The following is a 23,722-nucleotide window of genomic DNA, read 5'->3' on the forward strand; positions in this document are numbered from 1 at the left end:
CAGATTTTCAGCCTGACGCTTCCATCACGTTGATGAGACCTTTAATATTTTTGGACCATTGAAAATGTTGTTTAGCATACTGATAACCGTTTTCCCCCAGTTCTTTACGAAGGGCTGGATCTGAGGCCATGGTCAGGATATGCTGACTGATTTCATCAACATTTCGGCTGTCTGCCACCAACCCGCATTTCGCCTCTGAGAGCATCTTCTTGGCCCTTCCAGCAACATCACCGACAATGGGCTTTCCGACACACATATAATCGATGATTTTACCAGGCAGCACCTTGTTGAAGACCTCTTTTTCAACCAAGCTTACATATGCAATGTGAGAAGTTGAAACTTCATGAAGAGTCACTCTTCTATTCATCGCATTAATCACCTTTATATTAGTCAGCCCTTTAGATCCGATCTCCTTCTCCACTTCGGATACCCGATATCCATATCCGATCATCGAGAACTCGATTTGCTTATGTTCCCTTAGCTTTTCAGCCACGGCTATCAGTTTTTTCAGGTCTTGAGCCAGTCCAATATTCCCTGTATAAACGACCTTGATTATTTTTTCCGATACGGGTGTAAGCAAATTCTTTAAAGTCAGCTCATCCGCAGTAAGCGAATTAGGGATGAATTGGATGGTATCCTCCTTGACTCCCTTTGAAACGATATAATCCCTGAATCCAGGACTATTGATTATGATAAAATCCGAATGCCGATATAGCTTCCTTTCCAGAAAGAAAGCGAATTTCAAAACCCACTTATTTGTAAACACTCCTACTCCTATCAACGATTCCGGCCATAAATCCCTGACATCGGTAATGAGTTTCGCCTTCATCTTTTTCTTGGCGATCAACGCCGCCAATGTCGGGAAGATCGGCGGGGTCGTTGCAAACACATAATCATATTTTTTTTCGAGACGGATGATTGTATAAATGAAAAGCCACATCGCTTCAAGATAATGAAGCAACCGCTTTCCCATATTGCTTGTATACCGCTTCACTTTGTCCGGCTTTATCCTGATGACATCTTCTTCAATGCTATCTTCATCCCAAAACTTTGTATCTTGATATAAACTTTGATTAGGATAACTCGGCTTCAATGTGATGACCGTTACCTCAAATCCGTTTCTTTTCAAATGGAGATATATATTTTTCATTCTATTTCCCGCACTTCCGATTTCCGGATAAAAGTTTTGCACGATCATCAGGACGCTTTTCATATTCGCCTATCACCTCTATTCTTGGGTTGTTATGTTCCTGCTTTTCATTGTAAATGCCAGATATTAACTGAAAGTTAAAGAAATATAAAGTCCTTATTAATATTGTAAATATTCCGTTAATTATTGTTTCATTTTTATATTTTCCATGAACTTCCCGCTATAATGGGGAGGACATTTAGAAGGGGAGGAAATGAGCATGCCTAAACAACGTTTAAAGGTCATGACCGTATTTGGTACAAGACCGGAGGCCATCAAAATGGCACCCGTCGTATTGGAACTGAAAAAACATCAAGAAGAAATAGAAACCATCGTGGTGGTCACCGCCCAGCATAGGGAAATGCTCGACCAAGTCTTGCAATGTTTTCAAATAAAGCCAGATCACGATTTGGATATGATGAAGGATAGGCAAACATTAGAAGAAATTACAACTCGAGGCATTGAAAAGTTGAGTTCGCTCATGAAAAATATAAAACCGGATATCGTCCTCGTTCATGGGGATACAACGACAACTTTCATCGCAAGCTTGGCTGCTTTCTATAATAAGATACAGGTTGGTCACGTTGAAGCTGGTCTCCGTACCTGGAATAAGCATTCACCGTTCCCTGAAGAGATGAATCGACAGTTGACTGGAGTCCTGGCTGACTTGCACTTTGCACCGACCAAGAAGGCTGCTGAAAATCTCCTAATGGAAAACAAACAGAATGACCGTATCCACATTACCGGTAACACTGTCATCGATGCCTTGAAAACAACGATACAAAAAGACTACACGCATCCGATCCTCTCCGGGTTGAATGGCGATAGAATGCTATTGATGACCGTACACCGTCGTGAAAATATCGGAAAACCCATGCAAGGAATATTCCGTTCCGTGAAACGGCTTCTTGATGAACATGGGGATATCCAAGTTGTTTTTCCGATTCATAAAAACCCAGTCGTTCGCGAAATCGCTCATGAGATTTTCAACGATAACGATAGGCTGCATATAATCGAACCTTTAGAGGTGATTGATTTCCATAATTTCGCTGCGCGATCCCATCTGATCCTGACAGATTCCGGAGGGGTGCAAGAAGAAGCCCCATCACTGGGTGTCCCAGTTCTCGTATTGCGCGATACGACGGAACGGCCGGAAGGAATAGAAGCTGGCACTCTATTATTGGCAGGGATCGAAGAAGAAAGAATTTACCAATTAACCAATGACCTACTTACGAGTGAAGAGGCCTATAAAAAAATGGCCACAGCTTCCAACCCATATGGAGATGGACTTGCTTCAAAGCGGATTGTTGAAATCCTATTAAAGCATAGTATGAAATCCCCCCTTCCAATATGAAAATGGTTCAATAAAAAAGATGATTAAATCAGCCTGCCACTTTACCGGCAGGCTTTTTCCAATTAGTTAGATCTATACTTGAGCACCTTCGGAAATCTGTTCAGTCGCGGCACACCTATCATTTGCCCTTATCCCGAAATAACCGCTATTTCTTTTATTGAATCCGCGCCAGCATTAACATTCTGGGTCATCACTTGAATCATTTACGAAAGGGGACGCAAAAATAGTCAAAGCAACGAAGGACAAAAAACCACTATTAATTTGTATTTGAAATGGCAGATACTTATGATAGTTTTGATATATCAAAATTCATTGGATTTAAAAATTTACATTGCTTGGAGGTGTTTAAATGTTCGGGGAAGACCCAAAGTGTGTTAATTGTGGAAAAGAAATTAAAGGCGATGAAGTTGTTCTTGTGAAAATGCGTTATCCGAAGCGTAGAGGGATGACTGAAATAAAAGCATATTTAAAAAATGAAGGAAGTTTCTTCTGTGAAGTGTGTTTTGATAAAGCACAAAACTAATATATGATATTTAAATTTATCTCCCTTACTAAGTCTTTGGATAAAAAGGACCACCAAAATTGGTGATCCTCAATTTATCATTTTATTGAACTGGGCTTTTCCCCAAATTTTCGAACCTTTTCTTTTTAAATAAAGAAGGACGGTTAAGAATATGACCACCTCTGATAATGGAATGGCCAGCCATGCTGCATTCGTCCCGAATATAAGCGGCAATGTCAGCAAGAATATAAGCATGAAAATGAACTCTCGCCCAATCGTGATCCAGGCGGCCATCTTCACTTGCCCAATTGATTGGAAATAGGTCATCATGACAAAGTTGACACCCATTAGGATATAGCCGCTAAAGAAGATCCTAATTCCAATTGTAGCAAGTTCTTTAACGTCACTTGAAAAATCACCGAATAAATTCACGATGAAAGGAGCGGCAACCTGTCCCATGAGGGTAATGGATATTCCTGCCCCCATTGCGGTAAAAATGGCAATGCGGACCGTTTCGCGCTTCCTCTTTTCATCTTTTGCACCATGATAATAACTTACCAGCGGCTGGATCGCCGACCCTATGCCGAGAAACATCAGCAGCATGACACTATGGGCATAATTCACAATCGAAAATGCAGCTAATCCATCGGTGCCTGCAAGTCGGGAGAACGCATTATTATGAGCGATAGTAAAGACGGATACACCTATTTCCGCTAAGAAACTAGGAAAACCGATCATCATCGTCATCATGAATAGTGACTTTTCAAAACGGAACTTGACGAGACGAAGCGTATTCTTCTTCGTGAAAAAGTGCAGGCTTAGAACCAGTATCCCCAATGCTGCTGCCAAGATCGTACCATAAGCTGTCTCACGCACCCCTAGTTCAAGTACGTAAAGAATAATGAAGTTCAAAACGAAATTGGATATGGCTGTAACGATAAGGGAGGCCATGGCCAAATTCGGATTGCCATTATTCCTGACGAATATGCTTAAAGTGTTTTCCAACGTGAAAACAAAGCCCAGCATCAAGAAAACATTCATGTAGTCCGTTGCAAAGGGAGCCGTTGCTTCATTGGCCCCTAGTGCATAAACAAGCTGATGATGAAAAGCGTAGGCAATCAGACCAATGATTACGGTGAATATCGTAATCAAAATGATGGAATGGGTGAAAATAAAGCGTGCACGGCCATAATTCCTTGCCCCCATGCTTTGTGAATAAAGTGTTGCGCCCCCTACCCCAATCCAAATCGACATCGCTACAAAAATCGTATAAATGGGCCCTGCTATATTAACTCCTGCAAGGGCAACCGATCCAAGTTTATTGCCGACCATCACGCCATCGACAACAAAGTTCAATGCCATCAATACCATTCCTATCATGGAAGGAATCAAATAGCGTAAAAAGACCCTTCCCGTCGATTCCATCTCCAGTAGATTTTGTTGTTGTTTTTCTCTTAATGACATGTTTACCAGCTCCTGCTATTCGACCTTACTTTGAAATACCTCTCCAAAAAATGGACCATGACGCTGCAAGTTTTTCCGCCACCCGCTCTCGATTATCGGCATAAACCAGTTCAACCATAATGGCCACGATGACACCTGAATACGCCAATGTCAGGGTCCGCGCATTCCCTGTGTTTAAAGCCCCCTCTGATAACCATGATCGGAATATCTCTTCCATTAAGGCTTCCTGTTGAACCTGAATATCATCAGTCTCCTTCTGTATTTCATTGTATAGATGTGTTGGCGGAAAGAATCCCATGCGAAGCCAGAACTTCAAACTTTCTACCTCCTGGAACATCTTGATCATTTCTTCCAAAAATCCGTATAGCGTCTCTTCCGGATCACTGTTGCGCATCATTTTGAAATACTCCACATAAGACGAAAGCTCCATTTCCTTGGCGTCCTTAAGGACAGATAAAAACAGATCGTCCTTCCCTTTAAAGTGAGAATAAATGGATTGTTTCCTTATTCCGACTTCTTCCGCAATTTGTGAGAGTGAAGTCCCCTCATACCCATGAATCGAAAAATATTTTAGTGCCGCTTTTTTTATTTCATCGCTTTTCATAATAAGATTCACCTTTCATTGCCGAATATTCTTTTTTGTATTTCTGATAAACCTATCATACCCTAACGAACGTTCGTCAGGCAAGTTTTTATAATAAAAAACACACAAATCATATTCCCTGTGATGAAATAAAGGAGGATAAGATATCTCCGTCGAAATGAAAGTCATGTACAAGAAGGAGGATTCATATGAAAAATCAGGTTACCCCCTATTTAATGTTCGATGGACAAGCAAAGGACGCATTAGCCTTTTATGCAGAGGTATTCCAAGCAGAGATTACCGACCTGCAAACTTACGGTGAAGCTGGTTTCCCAACACCTGAAGAAGCGAATGACCTTGTTTTGCATGCCAAAATCAAAAAAGGCGATATGTTGATCATGGTATCTGATACGTTTCCAGGCAATCCCCTTCAAGTCGGGAATAATGTATCGTTGGTCCTCGAATGTGAAAGCGACTCGGAAATCCAGTATTTATATGATGCCATCTGTGAAAAAGGATTATCCTTAATGGAACTGCAAGATACCTTTTGGGGGGCCAAGTATGGTAAAGTCAAGGATCAATTTGGCGTTCACTGGGACTTGAATTACACAAAATGAATTCAAAAATGGCCGGAGATACAAATTTGTATCTCCGGCCATTTTTTATATCATCAAAACACATGAAAATAATTCAAGACATTTTTTCCAATCAGTAAAATCGTGACGCAAATGAATAATAAACGTACATAGGAAGCACCTTTCTTAATTGCGAAATTCGTTCCGACCAATGCTCCTGCGACCATTGAAAGACCCATCGGAATTCCATAGGCAAAATTGACGGTCCCCATCGATAAGAAAATGATAAGTGCGGCTATATTGCTTCCAAAGTTCAATATTCTTGCATTCCCAGCTGCCTGGACAAAATCAAATCCAATGATCAAAAATGAAAATAATAAAAAGGAGCCTGTCCCTGGTCCAAGAAAACCATCATAAAAACCAATGGCAAAAATTATGGCAATCAGAAGTAACATTTTCTTCCTTGTCAGTCCTTTATACCTTGCATCTTTACCCCAATCCTTTTTTACCATCGTATAAATCGCAACAATGACCAACAGGATCAAAATGAGGGGCTTTAATATTTCAGCGGAAACGAAATGTACAACAAAAGCCCCTAATGCCGCTCCAATCACAGTAATCGGAAACAGCTTGATGACGAATTTGAAATTGACTTTGCCAGCCCGAATGAATGAAATCGTACTCGTTAAAGATCCCATTGTACCCGCAAGCTTATTAGTCGCAAGTGCCGCAGAAGGCGAAATCCCCGTGAACAATAAAGCCGGAATGGAAATTAAGCCGCCTCCGCCCACAACGGAATCGATGAATGCAGCAATAAAACCCGCAATAATTAAAAATAGCAAAGTATAGAGATTGATATCCTCCATGTATTCCCCTTCTTTCAAAAGCACTATCTAAATCATTTTTCATCCAGATAATCGACTAACCCTTCCTCTGAAGTAACCGTGAATCCATGGCGTTTAAGCAAAGCCGCGGTCACTCCATTCCCGACCCTCCTCTCCCCCTTGAATTCACCATTATAAATCGTCGCACTTCCACAGGATGGACTATATTCTTTTAAAACGACAAGCGTCGCTCCAACCTCCTGGGCTTTCAATAATGTAAGATTGGCTCCTTCTATGTACAACTCCGTTACATCCCGACCCGACTTTTCAATTACCTTCGCTTTTCCATCAAGGACATCCCCACCATCACCGCCAATTATCTCAGCAGGTTCCCTAGGTGTCGAAAAACCGCCAAGCAACTCAGGACAAACCGCTACAGCCTTTTTCTCCCTCATTAATTCCATAATTCTATCGTCCAGGCTGTGTGTACCGTTGTACCTCACCTCAAGACCCGCTAAACAAGAACTCACCAAAATCACCAAATCACCCCACCTCATGCTTTTTCCACCATTTTATCATTCTTTTAGTGTCATTCATTTCGAATATTGAATATCAATTGGAATTTTGCTGTGTGGCGAATGACGAAGGTCGATTTATTGATGCGGAGGTCGATTTATTTGGGTGTAGGTCGATTTATCAGCGCGGAGGTCGAATTCTGCCAACTCAACCAAAAAAAGCACTTGCAGTGAAAACGATTCCCGGCAAGCGCTTGTCTATTTAGTTAGTTGAGTTCAGTGATAGAAGTTGGTACGTAATGATGGTCTTTTCACTGGTCCATTCAATTTTTTGGATAACGGCTGTTCCGCTTGAGTCAGATTGAATCGTTTTGCGGACATCAATTGGGATATCGATAGGGTATAACCGGTAACCTGCTTTCGATAGCCGAAAGATATTTTCTTCTTCTCGGGTTTCATTCCCTTTTGTAACGATCATAGTATTGAGTTCCATAGGCATGCCCATGTTGTATCTCCTCCTCTTGCCAATATACTTAGAATATACTTCATTCTATCATTATTCGGTTTTATTTTTCATCCAAGTTGTTAAATCTTCGACTACTTTTCTGTTAATGGCTGGTGGGAAGTAATGAGTGAATTGAGGAAAATACCAGCTTTCGACCTCTTTGTCATGCATTTTCAACCTTTTCTCCAACCTGTACGCGTGTTCAATGGCGACATTATCATCTTTTTCACCATGAATGATCAGAACGGGTATATTCAAATCTTCAATCGCAAACAATGGCGTACGGTATTCATATTGATCAGGGCATTTTTTTGGTGTTCCGCCGATGACCCGCTTCATCATCCGACGCATATCGACACGTTCGACATATGTTAAAAACATATCCGACACACCTCCCCATGTGACGATCGACGCTGCATTCTTGCAGTATATCCCAGTCCAAAGCGCCATGATGCCGCCACGGGAAAATCCGAGGATATGAATGTGGTCCTTGTTCACTCGGGGGTGCTGTTCAAGAAGATTGAACCCTGATATCGCGTCGAACCTATCTTCTCCCCCAAAATCCTCATCTCCCTCTCCGCCTTGATTTCCGCGGTAAAAAGGGGCAAAAACGATAAAACCTTCTACGGCATACTGCACAATCCTTGCGGGCCTAACCTTGCCGACATTTTTAATCCCGCCGCGTAAATATAAGAAGGCATCGTGAATTTCACCATCAACCGGTTCAGCCAGTAACCCCTTTACTTTCAGGCCTTGTGATATGTATGTAACTGAATAAAGATGGATTTGTGGATGCGGTGAGGGAAACCGCCGTTTTGAAATAATCGTTCCGTTCTCCAATTTCCACTCTCCTTTCTCTTTAATCTTATTGTAAAACATCCGCTTGTTTTTATCCCCTAAGAGACATTCACATTTTTTTCTTCCATTCATACGATAAGGTAGGCAAAATACCTATTTATCAAGGAGGAAGGAATTTTGAAAAAATGGTGTAAAGCAGGTGTCATATTTTTACTTCTGTGTATGCTGGTGATCCCGCTCGGAGCATGCGGCAACAAGGACCAGGAAACAACGAAGGTCAGGGTGGCCGAAGTTACCCGCTCCCTTTTCTATACACCGCAATATGTAGCGATTGAAAAGGGATTTTTTAAAGACGAGGGCCTAAGCATTGATTTGAAAACGACGGCAGGCGGCGACAAGACGATGACCACGCTTCTGTCCAATGGTGCGGACATTGCTCTCGTTGGCTCTGAAACATCGATCTATGTTCAGGCACAAGGTTCGAACGATCCCGTCATCAACTTTGCCCAATTAACACAGACGGATGGAACGTTTCTTGTTTCACGTGAAAAAATCGACAACTTCAAATGGGATATGCTGAAAAACTCTACATTCTTAGGCCAGCGAAAAGGCGGGATGCCACAAATGGCCGGCGAGTTCGTATTGAAAAAACATAACATAGACCCGAAAGAAGATTTGAATCTCATCCAGAATATTGATTTTGCGAATGTCGCAACTGCCTTCGCTTCCGGAACCGGCGATTTTGTTCAACTGTTCGAACCAACAGCCAGCGTGTTTGAAAAAGAAGGAAAAGGCTATATCGTCGCTTCTTTCGGCACCGAGTCCGGGCATCTTCCCTATACGGTTTATATGGCTAAGGAAAGCTATTTGAAAGAAGACAAAGAGACTGTCGAGAAATTCACGAAGGCATTGAAGAAAGCACAGGATTGGGTTCAGGAAAATGACGCTGCCGAAATCGCCAAAGTCATTCAGCCATATTTTGAAGATACCAATATCGAGACGATGGAAACAGTCATCAACCGCTACAAAGAACAAGGATCCTTTGCCACCGACCCCATTCTTGATGAAGAAGAATGGAACAATCTGCAAAACATCATGGATGAAGCAGGAGAGCTGCCTTCACGTATAAGCCATGATGAGCTGGTCAATACAGATTTTGCTGAAGAAGTCACTAAATAGCATAGCTAAAGGTAAGGAGGATGTCCGATGAGCTTTTTAAAAATCCAAGACATTCACCATACTTATTTTTCAAATCAGACGGCAGCGACCGCACTCGCGGACATTTCCCTCGACATTGAAAAAGGTGAATTCGTCTCTTTTCTAGGTCCCAGCGGCTGCGGAAAGACCACCCTGCTTTCCATCATCGCAGGGCTATTTCCGCCCACTGCGGGAAAGATCCTGCTCGAAAACAAACCGCTGAAGGCCAACAGTGACCTTTCAATCGGCTATATGCTGCAGCAGGATTATCTATTTCCATGGAAGACGATAGAAGAAAATGTTTTATTAGGATTGAAACTGATTAAAAAGGATGAAGGCCTTGAGAGAATAAAGACGCTGAAACTATTAAGTGACGTTGGATTGGGAGGCACCGGAAAATTATATCCGCGCGAACTCTCAGGCGGAATGAGGCAAAGGGCTGCACTGGCACGGACACTGGCGGTCGATCCAAAAATCCTTTTGCTTGACGAACCCTTCTCGGCCCTTGATTACCAAACGAAGCTGAAGCTGGAAGACCTTGTTTTTGAAACCTTGAAATCCTTCGGAAAGACAGCCGTGCTCGTCACCCATGATATCGGTGAAGCCATTGCAATGAGTGACCGCATTTATCTGTTTTCCGCGAACCCGGGTAGCGTGCACAAAACTTTCGATGTTCCCGATGAAATGCGTGAACTGACGCCTTTCCATGCACGCAACCATCCACAGTATCCGATGCTATTCCAAACGATCTGGAAGGAGCTTGAGAGCCTTGAATATTGAACAACTTCATAACCAATATAAAACCTCATTAAAAAAGGAAAACAGGCTCATTCGCTTTTATCAGATCCTGATTTTCATAGTTTTTTTCAGTAGTTGGGAACTTTTTTCCAGGATGGAATGGATTGACCCGCTCATCTTCAGCTCCCCAACTAAAGTGTGGCACCTTTTCATACAGAAATTGAGTGATGGAACGCTGCTTTCCCATTCCGGAGTGACACTATTCGAGACCGTTCTCGGCTTCATCATAGGGACTTTACTTGGAACGGTCCTGGCATCACTGCTCTGGTGGTCGCCAAGATTATCAAAAACACTTGACCCCTATCTCGTCATTTTAAATGCCATGCCGAAAGTGGCACTCGGCCCCATCATCATCGTAGCATTCGGCCCTGGCTTTCCTTCCATCATCTCGATGGGGGCAATCATCTCCATCATCATCACCACCATCGTCGTCTACACCGCATTTCGCGAAGTGGACCCGAACTACCTGAAGGTGCTCCAAACTTTTGGAGCCACAAGAACACAAGCTTTTCGGGAAGCCATATTACCCGCCTCATTCCCAACGATCATCTCGACATTGAAAGTGAATGTCGGCCTCTCCTGGGTCGGCGTCATCGTCGGAGAATTCCTTGTCTCGGCGAAAGGACTGGGCTACCTGATCATTTATGGCTTTCAAGTCTTCAACTTCACCCTCGTCATGCTTGCCTTGATGATCATCGCCGTCTTTGCCACCATCATGTATCAACTTGTCGAACTGCTCGAGCGAAAACTAATCAAAGACTAACCAAACTGCCGATAACCCTCGGCAGTTTTTCATTCATGTCAGGCGATTTATTCGTGAGTTTCGTGCCTTAACTCGTGAATTTGCGCGGTTTACTCGTGAGTTTCGTGCTTTTACTCGTGAGTTTCGTGCTTTACTCGTGAGTTTGCGCGATTTACTCGTGAGTTTCGTGCTTTACTCGTGAATTTCGGCGATTTACTCGTGAATTTGCGCGGTTTACTCGTGAGTTTCGTGCTTTACTCGTGAGTTTGCGCGGTTTACTCGTGAGTTTCGTGCTTTACTCGTGAATTTGCGCGGTTTACTCGTGAGTTTCGGTGATTTACTCGTGAGTTTCGTGCCTTACTCATGAATTTGCGCGGTTTACTCGTGAGTTTCGTGCTTTTACTCGTGAGTTTCGGCGATTTACTCGTGAATTTGCGCGGTTTACTCGTGAGTTTGGTGCTTTTACTCGTGAGTTTCGGCGATTTACTCGTGAGTTTGCGCGGTTTACTCGTGAGTTTCGTGCTTTTACTCGTGAATTCGAGCCTTAATTCGTGAATTTGATGTTTTTACCTATAAATTGTCAAACATCCGTAAATTTGCCCCATCTACTCGTTTCTCAGTTATATACTGCCATCCAGCCTTGATAAGCTCAACGGCACAATCTGATCTTTCATGATGAAACTAAACTCCTCACCCAGTACATCCGGAAATGATTCCAAAAAGATCGGGCCGTCCGTTTCCAGGTAATCTTCCTTCTTTTCGACCTCACGCAAAGAAGCATAGTATATCGATTTAACGAATGGCTTAACTGGGTCATGCACTTTATATTGTCCCAAAAATTGCAGCTCCTCCACTACCCCCCCTGTTTCTTCATACACTTCCCGTATGGCTGTTTGTTCTATCGACTCCCCTGCTTCCCGCTTACCTCCCGGGAACTCCAGCCCCCGCTCTCTGTGTTTGGTCAATACCCACATTCCCTTATACCTGCTTAGCACAAAAACATGCCAGGACTCACCAAAAACAGGATCCTCGGAGTATTCCACCTTATATCCGTTCTTATCTAAAAAGCGTTTCATTTTTCCCCTTCTCCCCATGTAAGAAATAATGCTGATTTTTATTGGATCCATCTTTCATTATAATCCAGCAAGAATCTCCATCACATCAAAAAAACGATGGTACCTCAATATTCGAGGCCATCGTCTGTTGGTTTTGCCTGTAAAATCCCCATACTTTCTATATGCCGTCTTCCTTCTTCAGTACCTAGTGCATAAATCATCTCGTAAATTTTTTGGAGTGTAATGTCCTGTTTATCATTTTCCCGGTCAAAATGATATTGTAGGTATGGGACATGTGCCCGGTAAAAGTTTTCTTCCCCTACTGAATAATTATAATCAAATAACTCACGTAACTTGATGACTTCATTATCAGTCGCCTCGATTTCGAAATTCCATGGAGAACTTTCCCTATCTTGTGTTATCTGCCCATTCGGAAGCCAAATGTAATACTTTTTCCTGTTTTCAGACACATTCATCCACCCTTTCCATAAATCCTACGCTTATTTTTTCACGTAATTCCCCACTTCATACAATGGAAAATATTGCTTAAAGAAGAACAAAGATGTTAAATAATAGATTAAAGTATCTTTCAAAGGGTAAAACATATAATAAGCCCAAGCATCCCTTCAGATTTTTATATGCACCCAGAGGTTTTTTTGATAACCTACATATAAAGAGATAACGGATTTCTAATAAATGTGAGGTGAGAGTTTTGAAGTTAATTGAAGAATTATACAATATGTACCGCAATAAGATGACTGGTGATGAAGAAGATATTGATATGCTTACTTTTGCCGTTCTGGAACAACTGGATCGCAAGGAAATTTTCGAATTGCTTCAAGAGATGGATGATCAGGAACTAACCAATCTAATGGGCCTTTACATTATTGAAACTTTAAAAGGGAAGTTCGCACAAAATAGCATGAACGACACGAAACCTACACATTTTCCGCCACGGAATATTCATTAATACATACTTGTCAGGTGTCCCTCTCTTGATGGATGCCTTTTTGTTGTTTTAGTTTTTTTCCTCCCAAAAAAAAACCCTACCGAAGTAGAGCTTTTCCTTAAACCTTAATGTCCTAAATACGCACGCAACATCCAAGCATGTTTGTTTAAGCTTTTCTTCATGCCTGTCAGCATATCAGCCGTAACCGGATCTTCTTGTTCCGCAACTTCGATAATTTCCAAGAACTCTTCGGAAAGCTTCTCAAAATCACTGATGACACTTTGAACCATATCTTCTGTATTTTCTTTCCCTGTCGCTTCTTCAATCGTGGTTAATTCCAAGTATTCTTTAAGGGTAGCGACTGGTTTTTCACCAATGGCCAATAGTCTTTCAGCCAGTTCGTCATAATTGGTTGTCACTTCTTTATATAGCTCTTCCAATTTTTGATGAAGTTCAAAGAAGTGCGGTCCATTCACGAACCAGTGGTAATTATGAATTTTCGTATAAAGAACACTGAAGTTTGCAATTTCCTTATTCACTAAAGTTCCTAATTTTTTCTGAGCCATAAATATCTACCTCCGTAAGTTGGTTATACCTTTATAATTCCCTCTATTCAAAAATTGAAACATTATCTAATTCGGTTCTTATGCTAAAATGAATCTAAATTGTGAACGTTAGGGGCTGTAAAGTATGATTACGGTTTTAGTTATCTCCATTATTGTGATTTTGATTGTATTGGCATTATCCGTCCTAACCATCGGAAAAGGTTACAGCTACAAGCATACAGTGGATCCCATTGACCCTTTGCCAGAGGATGAGCGGAATAAGGAAGAATCCGAAAAATAAAAAAGGTTCCTGTCAAAAAATGACGGGAACCTTTTTCATTAACCGAAAACTTTATGAAGTTCTTCTTTATCTTGTGTAAGCCAGAAATTCATTAATTTCTTAGCTCCTTCAAGATCATGCAATTTTGCTTGGCCGCATTGCTTTTCATTTGCAGCAGGAATTTCTGTAATTGTAACGGCATCCTTGAATGTATCTTCAAGAACATCGATGATTTCCGTTACTGTCGGCTCACCGCTGACAACAAGGTAATATCCTGTTTGACAGCCCATTGGCGAAATATCGATAATATCAAAATGATCGTAACGCTCAGAATGCTTACGGATATTGAATGCAAGCAAATGTTCCAGTGTATGGATCGTATCCGGCTTCATCGCTTGTTTATTCGGCTGGCAAAAACGGATATCAAATTTATTAACAACACCATCTGTTCCTACCTTATGGACACCGCAATGTCTAACATATGGGGCTTTAACAGCGTCATGATCTAATTCAAAGCTTTCAACTGAAGGCATTTAATTCACTCCTTAATTGTATGTCATCTCTATTTTACCTTGAATAACAATATATTTCATCCTTTAAAATTAATTCTCATTATATCTATCGGATTACCAATATGCTTATACCTTATTGGTAATTTAGAAAATATGCTATAATTGAGGGTAGTGAATTTACTCGAAAAGAGATGAAAGCATCGTGTTGAAAAAAGTATTAATGGGAATCATCCGTTTTTACCAAGTTGCCATTTCTCCATTAAAACCGCCTACCTGCCGTTTTTACCCAACGTGTTCCCATTATGGTTTGGAAGCGATCAACCGTTTCGGACCTATAAAAGGAAGCTGGTTAGCACTCATCCGGATTCTTAAATGTCATCCGTTTCATCCAGGAGGCATTGACCTTGTTCCTGAAAAAAAGAAAAAAGGTGAGGATTAGAAAAAACCCTTGCTTTCCTTTGCAATTTTTTGTATTATACAGAAGTCGAATCGTAATCATTTCGTTTTTACACATAAAATTCAAATCGTAATCAATACGAATTATAAAGGAGCATTTCATATGAAAAATCGAGCATTGCTCTCCCTTTTCCTTGTTACTGCGCTATTTTTGTCAGCCTGCGGCAACACAAAGGGAGAATCCACTAAAAAAGAGAAGGATACCTTAGATATATATACGACGGTTTACCCATTGCAATACTTCACGGAAGCCATTGGTGGGGAGTACGTGAACGTCGAAACGGTTTATCCACCCGGAACGGATGAACACTCATTTGAACCCTCTCAAAAAGATATTGTAAAAATGGCTGAGTCAGACCTATTTTTCTACATTGGCTATAATCTTGAAGGCTTTGTAACTAAAGCTGAACCAATTTTAAGCAAAGAAGGCGTCGGCACAGTCGCGATAGGCGAAACGGTTCATCTTGATGAAGAAGAGCATGCACACGAAGATGAACATGCACATGAAGAAGACGGTCATGACCATGGGGGCGTCAATCCGCATTTATGGTTAGATCCCATCTATTCCATAGAGATGGCTAAAACCATCAAGGACCAATTAACGAAGAAAATGCCTGAACAGGAAGAATATTTCGATAGCCAATTCAACAAGCTTTCCGAAAAGATGAAGTCACTTGATGAAAAATTCGCGACAACAATCGAGTCGGGTCGTACCAATAAGATCATCGTTTCCCATTCCGCTTATGGGTATTGGGAGGAACGCTACGGTCTTGAACAGATTGGCGTCACAGGACTAACATCTTCAAACGAGCCATCTCAAAAGGAACTGGGGAAAATTGTAACCATGGCCGATAAAGAGGACTTGAATTACGTCATCTTTGAGCAGAATATCAGTTCTAAACTAACCGAGATCATCCAAAAGGAAATGGGAGCGAAATCACTTGAGCTCCATAACCTTTCCGTTCTGACGGATAAAGATATCGAAGCTGGCGAAGATTACTTTAGTTTAATGGAAAAAAATATTAAGACACTGCAAACTGCATTGCAATAGTCAAAAAAAAAAGCGGGTCCTTATGGGTCCGCTTTTTTTTCCTTTTAAACGGACTAAAAAGCCCGCTTTCATTATTCCTTTAAATGCTTCTCGCGAATCTTTTCCATTTTCGTCATCAATTCGGTTCCAATCGTTGATTCAAATTCCGGATAGATGACGGTCATCTCTTCCATCCATTCTTTCTTTTCTTCATCTGACAGTGTATAGATGTCTATATTCGATTTTTGCTGAATTTCCCGTAGCTGTTCCTGATTCAATTCAGTTGATTTGTTCCATAGCCATTTCGTTGTATCATCCATCGCCCGTTGGATTTGCTGCTGAATATCCAACGGGAGTTTGTTCCAAAATGGCTTGTTTATCATGACGACATACCCTAAATAGCCGTGATCACTGATCGTTAAATATTTTTGCACCTCATATAATTTCTTGGAATAGATATTCGAAATCGTATTTTCCTGGCTGTCCGTTTCATTGATTTCAAGGCTTTTAAACGTATCATTAAACTCCAGCTGAGATGTTGTCGCCCCAAAATGCTTAAATTGGCTTTCCAGGACTGCACTTGGCATGATTCTAAAATTCTTTCCTGCAAAATCACTTGGATGCCGTATCGGTTTACTGCTTGTAATCTGTTTATAGTTATTCGACCAAAATGCGAGTCCCTCGATATCAATGGTATTCAGCTGCTTAAGCAGCTCTTCCCCCACTTCCCCATTCAAAGCTTCCTGCAAGGCAGCGTCCGTTGGAAAGACGTAAGGGAGGTCCAATAGCATCCATTTTTTTGATATACTCGTAATTTTAGATGTAGTTGGAGCAATCATCTGCACCTTGTTTTCCTGTAATGCTTCGATTTCTTCAAGATCACTATATAATGACTGATTAGGATAAACTTCAATTTTTACACGATGATCTGTATATTCATCGACTAGTTGGGCAAACCGGTTCGCAGCTAGCCCTTTAGGTGTATTTTCGGCTACGACATGACTGAACTTAATTACGATTTGATCCTTCATCCCTACCTGCTCCTCATCCTTCGGCAAATTGAAACCGAAGCTTGTAAAGAACGATTGAAACGATATATATACTGCTATCGACAGTCCCAAGCCAATTAATATGAAGTACCCCCATAATGCACGCATACCGACAACTCCTTACCGCTCACTTCACGTTAACACTATTCTATCACAGCCTTTTTGCTGTCGTAATACAATGCGCGAAAAATAGCGAAAAGTGATAGTAATTCTGTTACTATTAGGTATAGAAGTAATGGAGGAAAAACAATGGATAAATCCTTTCATATGCCCATTCAAGTTAAGATCACCCTGCTATCATTCGTAATCGTCGCTTTTTCGATACTTATAGGCGGGATTTTTATATTTGGAAATATCGTTTCAGTCAGGGAAGATGAAATTGGCAAACGATCGATGATCACCGCCCATACCATTGCCGAACTCCCTGAAGTACAAAAATTGGTCCGTGAGCCCGAAGGATGGACGCAGCTCAATCCGATTATTGAAAATTTAAGGAAAATCCATCAAGCGGATTATATAGTTGTACTCAACAATCAGCATATACGTTATTCCCACCCTGTGTTCAGCCAATTGGGAACCCCCTCTGGCAGCAGCGACGAAAGCGCTGCGTTCGCTGAACACGAATACCTTTCAAAGGCCGCTGGCGAACTTGGCATTTCCGTCCGCGCCTTTGTCCCGATCCTTGATAGAGATAGAGAGCAAATCGGCGTCGTTCTGGTTGGGAATATCCTGCCTACGATACCGGAATTAATCAAGGATCTGAAAGGCGAAATCGCGATTATCCTGGTCCTTACACTCCTATTCGGTGTATGCGGCTCATGGCTCATGGCCAGACGGATAAAAAAAGAGACCTTTCAACTTGAACCACATGAAATTTCACGGATGTTGGTTGAAAGGACAGCCGCTTTCAATGCCATGCATGAAGGGGTCATCGCCATAGATAATAATCAGACAATCACGATTTTCAATGAAAAGGCTAAGCAAATATTCAATATTGACGGTGCGGTCATAGGCAAGAATATCAATGATATTATACATGATACCCGTCTCCCGGAAGTGCTCGACCGGTCATCTCCCATCTTCAATCAGGAAATCTCCGTTCAAAACAGGAATATTGTAAGCAACCGGGTACCGATAAAGATTGCGGATAAAACGATCGGTGCCGTGGCCATTTTCCAGGATCGCACCGATGTGACGAAGCTAGCTGAAGAGTTGACTAGTGTCAAAGCTTTCGTTGAAGCCCTGCGCGTCCAAAACCATGAACATATGAACAAACTTCATACGATAGCTGGATTGATCCAGCTAGGTAATCTGGACGAAGCACTGCATTACATTTTTCAAATCACGGAAGAGCAAGAGGAATTGACCAGGTTCTTAACGAAGCACATTCACGATGATAATTTAGTGGGGCTTATATTAAGCAAGATTTCCTTGGGACGGGAACTCGGAATCGAACTAATCATGGACAAGCACACGAAATTGGACCACTTCCCAGCTGATATGGATCATCACGATTTTGTTTTAATAATCGGAAACCTGATTGAAAATTCATTCGCTGCACTAAAGCATTTTTCAGAGGAAACGAAACAGGTTTATCTATCCATCTACCAGGATGAACGTAATTGTCAAATCGTGCTTGAGGATAATGGACCCGGTATTCCCGAGGACATTCATAAAGATATATTCGAATATGGTTTTACAACAAAAGGTGCGGAAGGATCAGGAATTGGTCTTTACCTAATAGACCAAATTGTAAAAAAAGCGAACGGCGAAATGAAATTCACGACACGCCCTAATGAAGGAACAAGCTTTTTTCTTTCTTTTCCCATGCACGATATAGAGGAGAACCAAAATGACTAATGAAATTCGTGTACTTTTAATTGAAGACGACCCAATGGTCCAAGAGGTCAACAAACAGTTCATCGAGCGCCTGTCTGCCTTTAAAGTAGTTGATACAGCTTCCAATGGGCTTGATGGTCTAAAAAAAATCAGGGAGTCTAAACCCGACCTTGTGATTTTGGACATCTTCATGCCATCTTTAAACGGGGTAGATACACTTTATCAAATAAGAAAAGAGCAAATTGATGTGGATGTCATCATCATTTCAGCGGCAAATGATCAGAAAACGATCCGAAAAATGGTACAGAACGGGGCTTTTGACTATTTAATCAAGCCATTCAAATTCGAAAGGCTAAAACATACGCTTGAACAATATTTTGCTTTTCGGATGGAGGTTGAACCTGACCATCAAATCTCTCAAAATCAGCTTGACCGAATTCTCTTTCAAAACAAAACACCTTCTGAATCGAGTCCGAAATATGATGTTCCGAAAGGATTGAATGGCGCGACTCTTGAGCAAGTGACGAAATTCATAAAGACCCAGCCTGGATCTTTATCTGCGGAAGAAGTGGCTGATGGGATTGGAATCGCCAGAGTTACTGCAAGGCGCTATCTTGAATACTTGCATGGCGAAGAAGTCCTTCAGCTTGACGTTCAGTACGGCAGCATTGGCCGTCCAGTCAATAGGTACCGGCTTCAAAAACCTTAAAACGCATGGGGACCGGCTAGAACCGAAACGGTTCCCTTTTACCTTTTATTCATTTTACGCACCCGTCTTTCGATCATATAGGCCCCACTTTCTCTTCAAAAGAAACAGTTCACACTCCGCCAATGCCGTCACTTCTTTTATGACATAGTCCGGCATGCCTCTTCTTAGTAGAATTTCCGCAATAAGGTACGGTCTTTTCATGCTTTCCCCTCCCTTTCCCTTGTTTGCATACTTTTTATTTCATTATACAAAATAATCCAGTAAAGAAAAAATAGACAAAGCCCCATTTTACGAAAAAAAATATGACTGATCGGGCCATTTAAATGATTTTTCTTCTTTAAAACGCCATTTTTAATAGGGAATACTGGAGATAAAATATATTTGTAGTCTGCTGACAAATAAAAAAGAGTTCCAGTCTTTTTCAGAAATCCGTTCCCTTTCCGCTCTGCCAAGCATCTGGCGGGGTCTTGGCTAGCCAGTTATTCGGCAGGAGTATCCGAGTTAACTTTTAACACCATGATTCGGGGTGAGAGCTCCTTTTATCGACAAACTGATATTTGTTAGTATCCTATTAAAATCATTTTCCAAAAGGGTGGGGTTTTTGTCCAAGAAGTACTAAATGGGTGAGTTCCATATACCTTGATATCGAATGGATGAAGCATGAAGCACATTAGCTTTATAGCGAGATAGAGGATTATTATAAAATGTAGTTGGATTTGCAATATTGGTTCAAAAGAGGTGGGGCATTCACCTCCTTTGATGTTTTCACCTGTACAGTTTACTATATGTAGTCAAATCCTTTAGCCGCTTTTCATTAATGGCAAAACCGATCCCAGCTTTATCGGGGACTTGGATCATGCCATTTTTGACAATGACTTCCGGATCGATTATGTCCCCTTCCCAATAGCGGGATGAGGATGATATATCCCCGGGAATCGTGAACCCTTTTAATGTGGCAAGTGCGATATTATGTGCACGTGAAATGCCAAATTCAATCATGCCCCCGCACCAAACGGGCACTTCATTTTCCAGGCATAGATCATGTATTTTGACAGCTTCCGTCCAGCCGCCGACTTTTGCCATCTTAATGTTGATCACCCCACAGCTTACGAGCGACAGAGCACTTTTGGCATCATGAAAGGAATTTATGCTTTCATCAAGGCAAATGGGTGTCTGCAGCTGTTTCTGTAAAATGGCATGTTCAACAATGTCGTCATGTCCCAGCGGCTGCTCAATCATCATCAGATTAAACACATCAAGCTTCTGAAGGTGTGGGATGTCATCAAGAGTGTACGCTGAATTGGCATCTGCCATTAGCGGGATATCGTGATAGGCCCGACGGATTTCCGAAATTAACTCCAGATCATTTTGAGGATTGATTTTTATCTTATATCGCTGATAACCAGATCCGGAAAAATCCTCAATCTGGCGCAACGCGTCTTCAATATCATTGGAAGCAACGACAACACCAGCGGGCACTTCACTTCGTTCGCCGCCAAACAGCCGTCCGAGATAGACTTCTTTCTGCTTCGCATATAGATCAAGGATTGCCTGCTCTAAAGCTGACTTGGCCATCGCATTCCGTCTGATTCCGCTCCATAAGTTCGGCAGCTCATCAGGATGCTTGATCTGACTTGCCAATGTCAGCGGTATTAAGAAGTCATCCAACATATGAAAGCATGTTTTGATCGTTTCCTCGGTATACCAAGGACTTGCAAATGGCACCGCTTCCCCGTATCCAATCAATCCATCTTCATCCATGGCTTCGACAATTATCACTTCCCGGTCGCTTACCGTTTCGAGATGCGTCTTAAATGGCCGCTTTAATGGGGCCTTAATGAGCTTTAGTGAAATGGAGGATAACATCATTGCCATTCCCCCATTCCCTTCTTCAGTTCCCTTCTCAGAAGCTTGCTCGCCCCATTACGCGGAAGCTCCTGGCAAAAAATCACGTTCCGGGGAATTTTATAGGCCGCCAAGGATTCCCTGCAATACTCCAGCAGTTCGCTCTCACTAAGCTCTGCACCTTGGTTTAAGACGACAAAAGCGAGTGGAACCTGTCCCCATTTTTCATCGTCGGTCCCCGTCACTCCCGCTTCGAATACATCTGGATGCTTACTAAGGACATTTTCAATCTCGGCCGGATAGACATTTTCACCGCCGGATATGATTAAATCCGAGCGTCGGTCAAGCACATACAAAAAGCCTTCCTCATCGAGATAACCAAGGTCCCCAGTATAAAGCCAGCCATCGGTAATGGCCTGCTGTGTAGCATCCATCCGATTGAAATAGGCTTTTGTCACATTCGGACCTGAAACCACGATTTCACCCGCTTCCCCCGGTTCACACATATTGCCGTCTTTCTCTATACGTAATTGCGAAGGGAATAAAGGTTTTCCCGCTGATCCGATTTTTGTCATGCTATACTCCGGTGCCAGTGTCACAATCTGTGAAGACGTTTCGGTCATCCCATAAGACTGATAGACGGGAATCCCTTTCTCCTTACATGATTCAAGTAAATGAACGGGTGCAGGGCCGCCGCCCAACAGGAAACAGCGAAAGGTTTCCGGATAGCTAGTTCCCTTCAAATCCTGCACCATCCTATTCAGCATCGCCGTCACGACCGAAATGATCGTCACGCCATTTTCCTGAATGCTCCGGTTTGCTTCCCGTTCATCGAACCGTTCCACCAAAACGACCTTCATGCCATAAATCACATTTTTCATCAGGATGGATAAGCCGCTAATATGAAAGATCGGAACCGCGCAATACCAAGAATCCTCCTCATGCAATCCAAGGTTCAGAACCGACCCGACGGCACTCCACCAATGATTGCCGAAGGTTTGGATCACACCTTTTGGATTTCCTGTCGTACCTGATGTATACATGATCGTAGCGGTATCCTCAAGATAAAACTCTTGAAGTATCTCTGCCTTGCCTTCATCCGGCAATTGTTCCATTAAGTGAAGGTTTAAATCCGGGAGAATACCGCCAATATCCGAGAGTTTGTCGGTGAAGGTACCTTCCGAAACCAGATAAACGGTCTCACTATCTTCAAGCTGCCAGGACAACTCTTTTGCCGTTAACTTATTATTCAGCATCACAATTTTCACACCAAGATAAAATAGTGCGTGGATAGCGACAACACCATCAATATGATTACGGAGTAAAACCGCGCATGAATCGCCAGCCCTCAGACCAATGTTAGAAAGCTTGCCAGCCATCTTCTCCGATAATGTATGCAGTTCAAGAAAGCTATAGGTATGACCTTCAAACTCAATTGCCGGACGATCTGGTGAAAGATGCGCCCGATTTTTCAGCCAGTTCGGCAACTTTTCTTCTGCCATGTTTACTTAGCCTCCTCCATTTGGATATAGAAAACAGCCCAGCGAATATCCGCCAAGCTGTCAGTCTCATCGATTCACGCGTTTCATTAAGGGAAACGAGGGAATTGTCCAAAGTCCGGATTGCGTTTTTCTTTGAATGCATCGCGGCCTTCTTTTGCTTCTTCTGTTGTATAGTATAAAAGTGTAGCGTCACCAGCCAATTGTTGAAGACCTGCAAGGCCATCAGTATCAGCGTTCATTGCCGCTTTCAAGAAACGAAGTGCCGTTGGGCTCTTCTCAAGCATTTCTTCACACCATTTAACCGTTTCCGCTTCTAATTGGTCTAAAGGTACGACCGTGTTGACCAATCCCATATCCAATGCTTCCTGGGCATTGTATTGACGGCATAGGTACCAGATTTCACGTGCCTTTTTATGACCGACGATACGTGCCAGGTAGCCAGAACCATAACCAGCATCAAAGCTTCCAACATTCGGTCCAGTTTGTCCGAAGACTGCATTGTCAGCAGCAATCGTTAAGTCACAAACCACATTCAAGACATTACCTCCACCAATTGCATAACCTGCGACCATGGCTACGACTGGTTTTGGAATGACGCGAATCAAGCGTTGTAAATCAAGAACGTTTAGACGTGGAATGTTATCTTCACCTACATATCCGCCATTCCCACGTACACTTTGGTCTCCGCCTGAACAGAATGCTTTGCCACCTACACCCGTTAAAATAATGACACCGATGCTGGAATCATCACGCGCCCTTGCGAATGCATCAATCATTTCCGCAGTCGTTTTTGGTGTGAATGCATTATGTACATGCGGTCGGTTGATGGACACTTTTGCAATCCCGTTATATTTTTCATATAAAATTTCATCATACTCACGTATTGTTTCCCATTGTATCGTCAT

The 23,722-nt window shown here is 42.2% G+C and carries 29 protein-coding genes; 13 read left to right on the top strand and 16 right to left on the bottom strand.

The window, feature by feature from the left end; translation table 11 throughout:
* Nucleotides 1–7: 7 nt before the first annotated feature.
* Complete coding sequence (locus tag ABIE66_RS24410; RefSeq protein WP_370016614.1) at nucleotides 8–1,213, bottom strand: glycosyltransferase family 4 protein; 1,206 nt, start codon at nucleotides 1,211–1,213, stop codon at nucleotides 8–10.
* 196 nt (nucleotides 1,214–1,409) lie between these two features.
* Between ABIE66_RS24410 and wecB the strand changes: the two genes are divergently transcribed.
* Together wecB and ABIE66_RS24420 are read left to right on the top strand one after the other, a co-directional pair.
* Nucleotides 1,410–2,543: a non-hydrolyzing UDP-N-acetylglucosamine 2-epimerase gene (gene wecB, locus ABIE66_RS24415; RefSeq protein ID WP_289326710.1), complete on the top strand. Its 1,134-nt coding sequence runs from the start codon at nucleotides 1,410–1,412 to the stop codon at nucleotides 2,541–2,543.
* A 349-nt stretch (nucleotides 2,544–2,892) separates the two neighbouring features.
* Nucleotides 2,893–3,066 carry a Fe3+ hydroxamate ABC transporter substrate-binding protein gene (locus tag ABIE66_RS24420; protein ID WP_370016615.1) on the top strand — a complete coding sequence of 58 codons (174 nt, stop codon included), beginning with the start codon at nucleotides 2,893–2,895 and terminating at the stop codon, nucleotides 3,064–3,066.
* 69 nt (nucleotides 3,067–3,135) lie between these two features.
* Here the strand turns inward: ABIE66_RS24420 and ABIE66_RS24425 are convergent, their stop codons facing one another.
* Together ABIE66_RS24425 and ABIE66_RS24430 are read right to left on the bottom strand one after the other, a co-directional pair.
* Nucleotides 3,136–4,509 (bottom strand): MATE family efflux transporter, encoded by a 1,374-nt coding sequence (locus tag ABIE66_RS24425; RefSeq protein ID WP_289326712.1) that lies wholly within the window; start codon nucleotides 4,507–4,509, stop codon nucleotides 3,136–3,138.
* Between the two features lie 25 nt (nucleotides 4,510–4,534).
* A complete protein-coding gene (locus ABIE66_RS24430; RefSeq protein WP_370016616.1) occupies nucleotides 4,535–5,113 on the bottom strand; it encodes a TetR/AcrR family transcriptional regulator in 579 nt (192 codons plus the stop codon).
* A 188-nt stretch (nucleotides 5,114–5,301) separates the two neighbouring features.
* Between ABIE66_RS24430 and ABIE66_RS24435 the strand changes: the two genes are divergently transcribed.
* Complete coding sequence (locus tag ABIE66_RS24435) at nucleotides 5,302–5,709, top strand: VOC family protein (RefSeq protein ID WP_289326714.1); 408 nt, start codon at nucleotides 5,302–5,304, stop codon at nucleotides 5,707–5,709.
* A gap of 53 nt (nucleotides 5,710–5,762) precedes the next feature.
* On the opposite strand, the gene ABIE66_RS24440 is transcribed toward ABIE66_RS24435, so the two are convergent.
* From ABIE66_RS24440 to ABIE66_RS24455, 4 genes are all read right to left on the bottom strand, one after another.
* The gene (locus ABIE66_RS24440) at nucleotides 5,763–6,533 is read right to left on the bottom strand and encodes a TSUP family transporter (RefSeq protein WP_370016617.1); all 771 of its coding nucleotides are present in this window, start codon (nucleotides 6,531–6,533) and stop codon (nucleotides 5,763–5,765) included.
* A 32-nt stretch (nucleotides 6,534–6,565) separates the two neighbouring features.
* Nucleotides 6,566–7,030: a 2-thiouracil desulfurase family protein gene (locus tag ABIE66_RS24445; protein WP_289326715.1), complete on the bottom strand. Its 465-nt coding sequence runs from the start codon at nucleotides 7,028–7,030 to the stop codon at nucleotides 6,566–6,568.
* A 238-nt stretch (nucleotides 7,031–7,268) separates the two neighbouring features.
* Entirely contained in the window at nucleotides 7,269–7,511 is a 243-nt protein-coding gene (locus ABIE66_RS24450) for a DUF2584 domain-containing protein (protein WP_101225571.1), read from the bottom strand.
* Nucleotides 7,512–7,562: 51 nt separating this feature from the next.
* Nucleotides 7,563–8,351 carry an alpha/beta hydrolase family protein gene (locus ABIE66_RS24455; RefSeq protein ID WP_370016618.1) on the bottom strand — a complete coding sequence of 263 codons (789 nt, stop codon included), beginning with the start codon at nucleotides 8,349–8,351 and terminating at the stop codon, nucleotides 7,563–7,565.
* A gap of 180 nt (nucleotides 8,352–8,531) precedes the next feature.
* Here ABIE66_RS24455 and ABIE66_RS24460 point away from each other — a divergent pair, with 180 nt between their 5' ends.
* The 4 genes from ABIE66_RS24460 to ABIE66_RS24475 all read left to right on the top strand — a co-directional run bounded on the left by ABIE66_RS24460 (nucleotide 8,532) and on the right by ABIE66_RS24475 (nucleotide 11,601).
* On the top strand, nucleotides 8,532–9,488 hold the full coding sequence (locus ABIE66_RS24460; protein WP_289327398.1) for an ABC transporter substrate-binding protein: 957 nt from the start codon (nucleotides 8,532–8,534) through the stop codon (nucleotides 9,486–9,488).
* 27 nt (nucleotides 9,489–9,515) lie between these two features.
* Nucleotides 9,516–10,286: an ABC transporter ATP-binding protein gene (locus ABIE66_RS24465; RefSeq protein ID WP_289326716.1), complete on the top strand. Its 771-nt coding sequence runs from the start codon at nucleotides 9,516–9,518 to the stop codon at nucleotides 10,284–10,286.
* A complete protein-coding gene (locus tag ABIE66_RS24470) occupies nucleotides 10,267–11,067 on the top strand; it encodes an ABC transporter permease (RefSeq protein WP_370016619.1) in 801 nt (266 codons plus the stop codon). The genes ABIE66_RS24465 and ABIE66_RS24470 overlap by 20 nt, the downstream gene beginning before the upstream one ends.
* Before the next feature lie 342 nt (nucleotides 11,068–11,409).
* Nucleotides 11,410–11,601 (top strand): hypothetical protein, encoded by a 192-nt coding sequence (locus tag ABIE66_RS24475; protein ID WP_370016620.1) that lies wholly within the window; start codon nucleotides 11,410–11,412, stop codon nucleotides 11,599–11,601.
* A 65-nt stretch (nucleotides 11,602–11,666) separates the two neighbouring features.
* Here ABIE66_RS24475 and ytkD read toward each other — a convergent pair whose 3' ends face one another.
* Both ytkD and ABIE66_RS24485 read right to left on the bottom strand, forming a co-directional pair.
* Nucleotides 11,667–12,122, bottom strand: a complete 456-nt coding sequence (ytkD, locus tag ABIE66_RS24480) for an RNA deprotection pyrophosphohydrolase (protein WP_370016621.1) — start codon at nucleotides 12,120–12,122, stop codon at nucleotides 11,667–11,669.
* Between the two features lie 104 nt (nucleotides 12,123–12,226).
* The gene (locus tag ABIE66_RS24485; RefSeq protein ID WP_289326722.1) at nucleotides 12,227–12,577 is read right to left on the bottom strand and encodes a hydrolase; all 351 of its coding nucleotides are present in this window, start codon (nucleotides 12,575–12,577) and stop codon (nucleotides 12,227–12,229) included.
* Between the two features lie 227 nt (nucleotides 12,578–12,804).
* Between ABIE66_RS24485 and ABIE66_RS24490 the strand changes: the two genes are divergently transcribed.
* Nucleotides 12,805–13,071, top strand: coding sequence for a DUF6154 family protein (locus ABIE66_RS24490; protein ID WP_370016622.1), 267 nt, complete (start codon nucleotides 12,805–12,807; stop codon nucleotides 13,069–13,071).
* A 104-nt stretch (nucleotides 13,072–13,175) separates the two neighbouring features.
* Here ABIE66_RS24490 and ABIE66_RS24495 read toward each other — a convergent pair whose 3' ends face one another.
* Nucleotides 13,176–13,616: a Dps family protein gene (locus ABIE66_RS24495; protein WP_289326723.1), complete on the bottom strand. Its 441-nt coding sequence runs from the start codon at nucleotides 13,614–13,616 to the stop codon at nucleotides 13,176–13,178.
* A gap of 124 nt (nucleotides 13,617–13,740) precedes the next feature.
* Here ABIE66_RS24495 and ytzI point away from each other — a divergent pair, with 124 nt between their 5' ends.
* The gene (gene ytzI, locus ABIE66_RS24500) at nucleotides 13,741–13,896 is read left to right on the top strand and encodes a YtzI protein (protein WP_289326724.1); all 156 of its coding nucleotides are present in this window, start codon (nucleotides 13,741–13,743) and stop codon (nucleotides 13,894–13,896) included.
* 38 nt (nucleotides 13,897–13,934) lie between these two features.
* Here the strand turns inward: ytzI and ABIE66_RS24505 are convergent, their stop codons facing one another.
* The gene (locus ABIE66_RS24505) at nucleotides 13,935–14,408 is read right to left on the bottom strand and encodes an S-ribosylhomocysteine lyase (protein ID WP_289314647.1); all 474 of its coding nucleotides are present in this window, start codon (nucleotides 14,406–14,408) and stop codon (nucleotides 13,935–13,937) included.
* 199 nt (nucleotides 14,409–14,607) lie between these two features.
* Here ABIE66_RS24505 and yidD point away from each other — a divergent pair, with 199 nt between their 5' ends.
* Together yidD and ABIE66_RS24515 are read left to right on the top strand one after the other, a co-directional pair.
* Nucleotides 14,608–14,826, top strand: a complete 219-nt coding sequence (gene yidD / locus ABIE66_RS24510) for a membrane protein insertion efficiency factor YidD (protein ID WP_370017110.1) — start codon at nucleotides 14,608–14,610, stop codon at nucleotides 14,824–14,826.
* A 120-nt stretch (nucleotides 14,827–14,946) separates the two neighbouring features.
* A complete protein-coding gene (locus tag ABIE66_RS24515) occupies nucleotides 14,947–15,894 on the top strand; it encodes a metal ABC transporter solute-binding protein, Zn/Mn family (protein WP_370016623.1) in 948 nt (315 codons plus the stop codon).
* Nucleotides 15,895–15,965: 71 nt separating this feature from the next.
* Here the strand turns inward: ABIE66_RS24515 and ABIE66_RS24520 are convergent, their stop codons facing one another.
* Complete coding sequence (locus ABIE66_RS24520; protein WP_289314644.1) at nucleotides 15,966–17,030, bottom strand: DctP family TRAP transporter solute-binding subunit; 1,065 nt, start codon at nucleotides 17,028–17,030, stop codon at nucleotides 15,966–15,968.
* Between the two features lie 141 nt (nucleotides 17,031–17,171).
* Between ABIE66_RS24520 and ABIE66_RS24525 the strand changes: the two genes are divergently transcribed.
* Both ABIE66_RS24525 and ABIE66_RS24530 read left to right on the top strand, forming a co-directional pair.
* Nucleotides 17,172–18,782 carry an ATP-binding protein gene (locus ABIE66_RS24525; protein ID WP_370016624.1) on the top strand — a complete coding sequence of 537 codons (1,611 nt, stop codon included), beginning with the start codon at nucleotides 17,172–17,174 and terminating at the stop codon, nucleotides 18,780–18,782.
* On the top strand, nucleotides 18,775–19,470 hold the full coding sequence (locus ABIE66_RS24530; RefSeq protein ID WP_289326729.1) for a response regulator: 696 nt from the start codon (nucleotides 18,775–18,777) through the stop codon (nucleotides 19,468–19,470). Before ABIE66_RS24525 ends, ABIE66_RS24530 begins: the two co-directional genes overlap by 8 nt.
* 54 nt (nucleotides 19,471–19,524) lie before the next feature.
* Here the strand turns inward: ABIE66_RS24530 and ABIE66_RS24535 are convergent, their stop codons facing one another.
* The 4 genes from ABIE66_RS24535 to menB all read right to left on the bottom strand — a co-directional run bounded on the left by ABIE66_RS24535 (nucleotide 19,525) and on the right by menB (nucleotide 23,722).
* Nucleotides 19,525–19,671, bottom strand: a complete 147-nt coding sequence (locus ABIE66_RS24535; RefSeq protein WP_289314641.1) for a hypothetical protein — start codon at nucleotides 19,669–19,671, stop codon at nucleotides 19,525–19,527.
* A 564-nt stretch (nucleotides 19,672–20,235) separates the two neighbouring features.
* Nucleotides 20,236–21,339 (bottom strand): o-succinylbenzoate synthase, encoded by a 1,104-nt coding sequence (menC, locus tag ABIE66_RS24540; protein WP_289327399.1) that lies wholly within the window; start codon nucleotides 21,337–21,339, stop codon nucleotides 20,236–20,238.
* On the bottom strand, nucleotides 21,336–22,817 hold the full coding sequence (locus ABIE66_RS24545) for an o-succinylbenzoate--CoA ligase (protein ID WP_370016625.1): 1,482 nt from the start codon (nucleotides 22,815–22,817) through the stop codon (nucleotides 21,336–21,338). The genes menC and ABIE66_RS24545 overlap by 4 nt, the downstream gene beginning before the upstream one ends.
* An 86-nt stretch (nucleotides 22,818–22,903) precedes the next feature.
* Entirely contained in the window at nucleotides 22,904–23,722 is an 819-nt protein-coding gene (gene menB / locus ABIE66_RS24550; protein WP_289314639.1) for a 1,4-dihydroxy-2-naphthoyl-CoA synthase, read from the bottom strand.

It is taken from the genome of Peribacillus sp. B2I2, from assembly GCF_041261685.1.
GTDB lineage: Bacteria > Bacillota > Bacilli > Bacillales > DSM-1321 > Peribacillus.

Bases quoted from the DNA above. Each gene is read 5' to 3' on its own strand.
- ABIE66_RS24410 (WP_370016614.1), bottom strand. From the start codon at position 1,213: ATGAAAAGCGTCCTGATGATCGTGCAAAACTTTTATCCGGAAATCGGA.
- wecB (WP_289326710.1), top strand. From the start codon at position 1,410: ATGCCTAAACAACGTTTAAAGGTCATGACCGTATTTGGTACAAGACCG.
- ABIE66_RS24420 (WP_370016615.1), top strand. From the start codon at position 2,893: ATGTTCGGGGAAGACCCAAAGTGTGTTAATTGTGGAAAAGAAATTAAA.
- ABIE66_RS24425 (WP_289326712.1), bottom strand. From the start codon at position 4,509: ATGTCATTAAGAGAAAAACAACAACAAAATCTACTGGAGATGGAATCG.
- ABIE66_RS24430 (WP_370016616.1), bottom strand. From the start codon at position 5,113: ATGAAAAGCGATGAAATAAAAAAAGCGGCACTAAAATATTTTTCGATT.
- ABIE66_RS24435 (WP_289326714.1), top strand. From the start codon at position 5,302: ATGAAAAATCAGGTTACCCCCTATTTAATGTTCGATGGACAAGCAAAG.
- ABIE66_RS24440 (WP_370016617.1), bottom strand. From the start codon at position 6,533: ATGGAGGATATCAATCTCTATACTTTGCTATTTTTAATTATTGCGGGT.
- ABIE66_RS24450 (WP_101225571.1), bottom strand. From the start codon at position 7,511: ATGGGCATGCCTATGGAACTCAATACTATGATCGTTACAAAAGGGAAT.
- ABIE66_RS24460 (WP_289327398.1), top strand. From the start codon at position 8,532: ATGCTGGTGATCCCGCTCGGAGCATGCGGCAACAAGGACCAGGAAACA.
- ABIE66_RS24465 (WP_289326716.1), top strand. From the start codon at position 9,516: ATGAGCTTTTTAAAAATCCAAGACATTCACCATACTTATTTTTCAAAT.
- ABIE66_RS24475 (WP_370016620.1), top strand. From the start codon at position 11,410: ATGAATTTGCGCGGTTTACTCGTGAGTTTCGTGCTTTTACTCGTGAGT.
- ytkD (WP_370016621.1), bottom strand. From the start codon at position 12,122: ATGAAACGCTTTTTAGATAAGAACGGATATAAGGTGGAATACTCCGAG.
- ABIE66_RS24485 (WP_289326722.1), bottom strand. From the start codon at position 12,577: ATGAATGTGTCTGAAAACAGGAAAAAGTATTACATTTGGCTTCCGAAT.
- ABIE66_RS24495 (WP_289326723.1), bottom strand. From the start codon at position 13,616: ATGGCTCAGAAAAAATTAGGAACTTTAGTGAATAAGGAAATTGCAAAC.
- ytzI (WP_289326724.1), top strand. From the start codon at position 13,741: ATGATTACGGTTTTAGTTATCTCCATTATTGTGATTTTGATTGTATTG.
- ABIE66_RS24505 (WP_289314647.1), bottom strand. From the start codon at position 14,408: ATGCCTTCAGTTGAAAGCTTTGAATTAGATCATGACGCTGTTAAAGCC.
- yidD (WP_370017110.1), top strand. From the start codon at position 14,608: ATGGGAATCATCCGTTTTTACCAAGTTGCCATTTCTCCATTAAAACCG.
- ABIE66_RS24515 (WP_370016623.1), top strand. From the start codon at position 14,947: ATGAAAAATCGAGCATTGCTCTCCCTTTTCCTTGTTACTGCGCTATTT.
- ABIE66_RS24520 (WP_289314644.1), bottom strand. From the start codon at position 17,030: ATGCGTGCATTATGGGGGTACTTCATATTAATTGGCTTGGGACTGTCG.
- ABIE66_RS24525 (WP_370016624.1), top strand. From the start codon at position 17,172: ATGGATAAATCCTTTCATATGCCCATTCAAGTTAAGATCACCCTGCTA.
- ABIE66_RS24530 (WP_289326729.1), top strand. From the start codon at position 18,775: ATGACTAATGAAATTCGTGTACTTTTAATTGAAGACGACCCAATGGTC.
- ABIE66_RS24535 (WP_289314641.1), bottom strand. From the start codon at position 19,671: ATGAAAAGACCGTACCTTATTGCGGAAATTCTACTAAGAAGAGGCATG.
- menC (WP_289327399.1), bottom strand. From the start codon at position 21,339: ATGATGTTATCCTCCATTTCACTAAAGCTCATTAAGGCCCCATTAAAG.
- ABIE66_RS24545 (WP_370016625.1), bottom strand. From the start codon at position 22,817: ATGGCAGAAGAAAAGTTGCCGAACTGGCTGAAAAATCGGGCGCATCTT.
- menB (WP_289314639.1), bottom strand. From the start codon at position 23,722: ATGACGATACAATGGGAAACAATACGTGAGTATGATGAAATTTTATAT.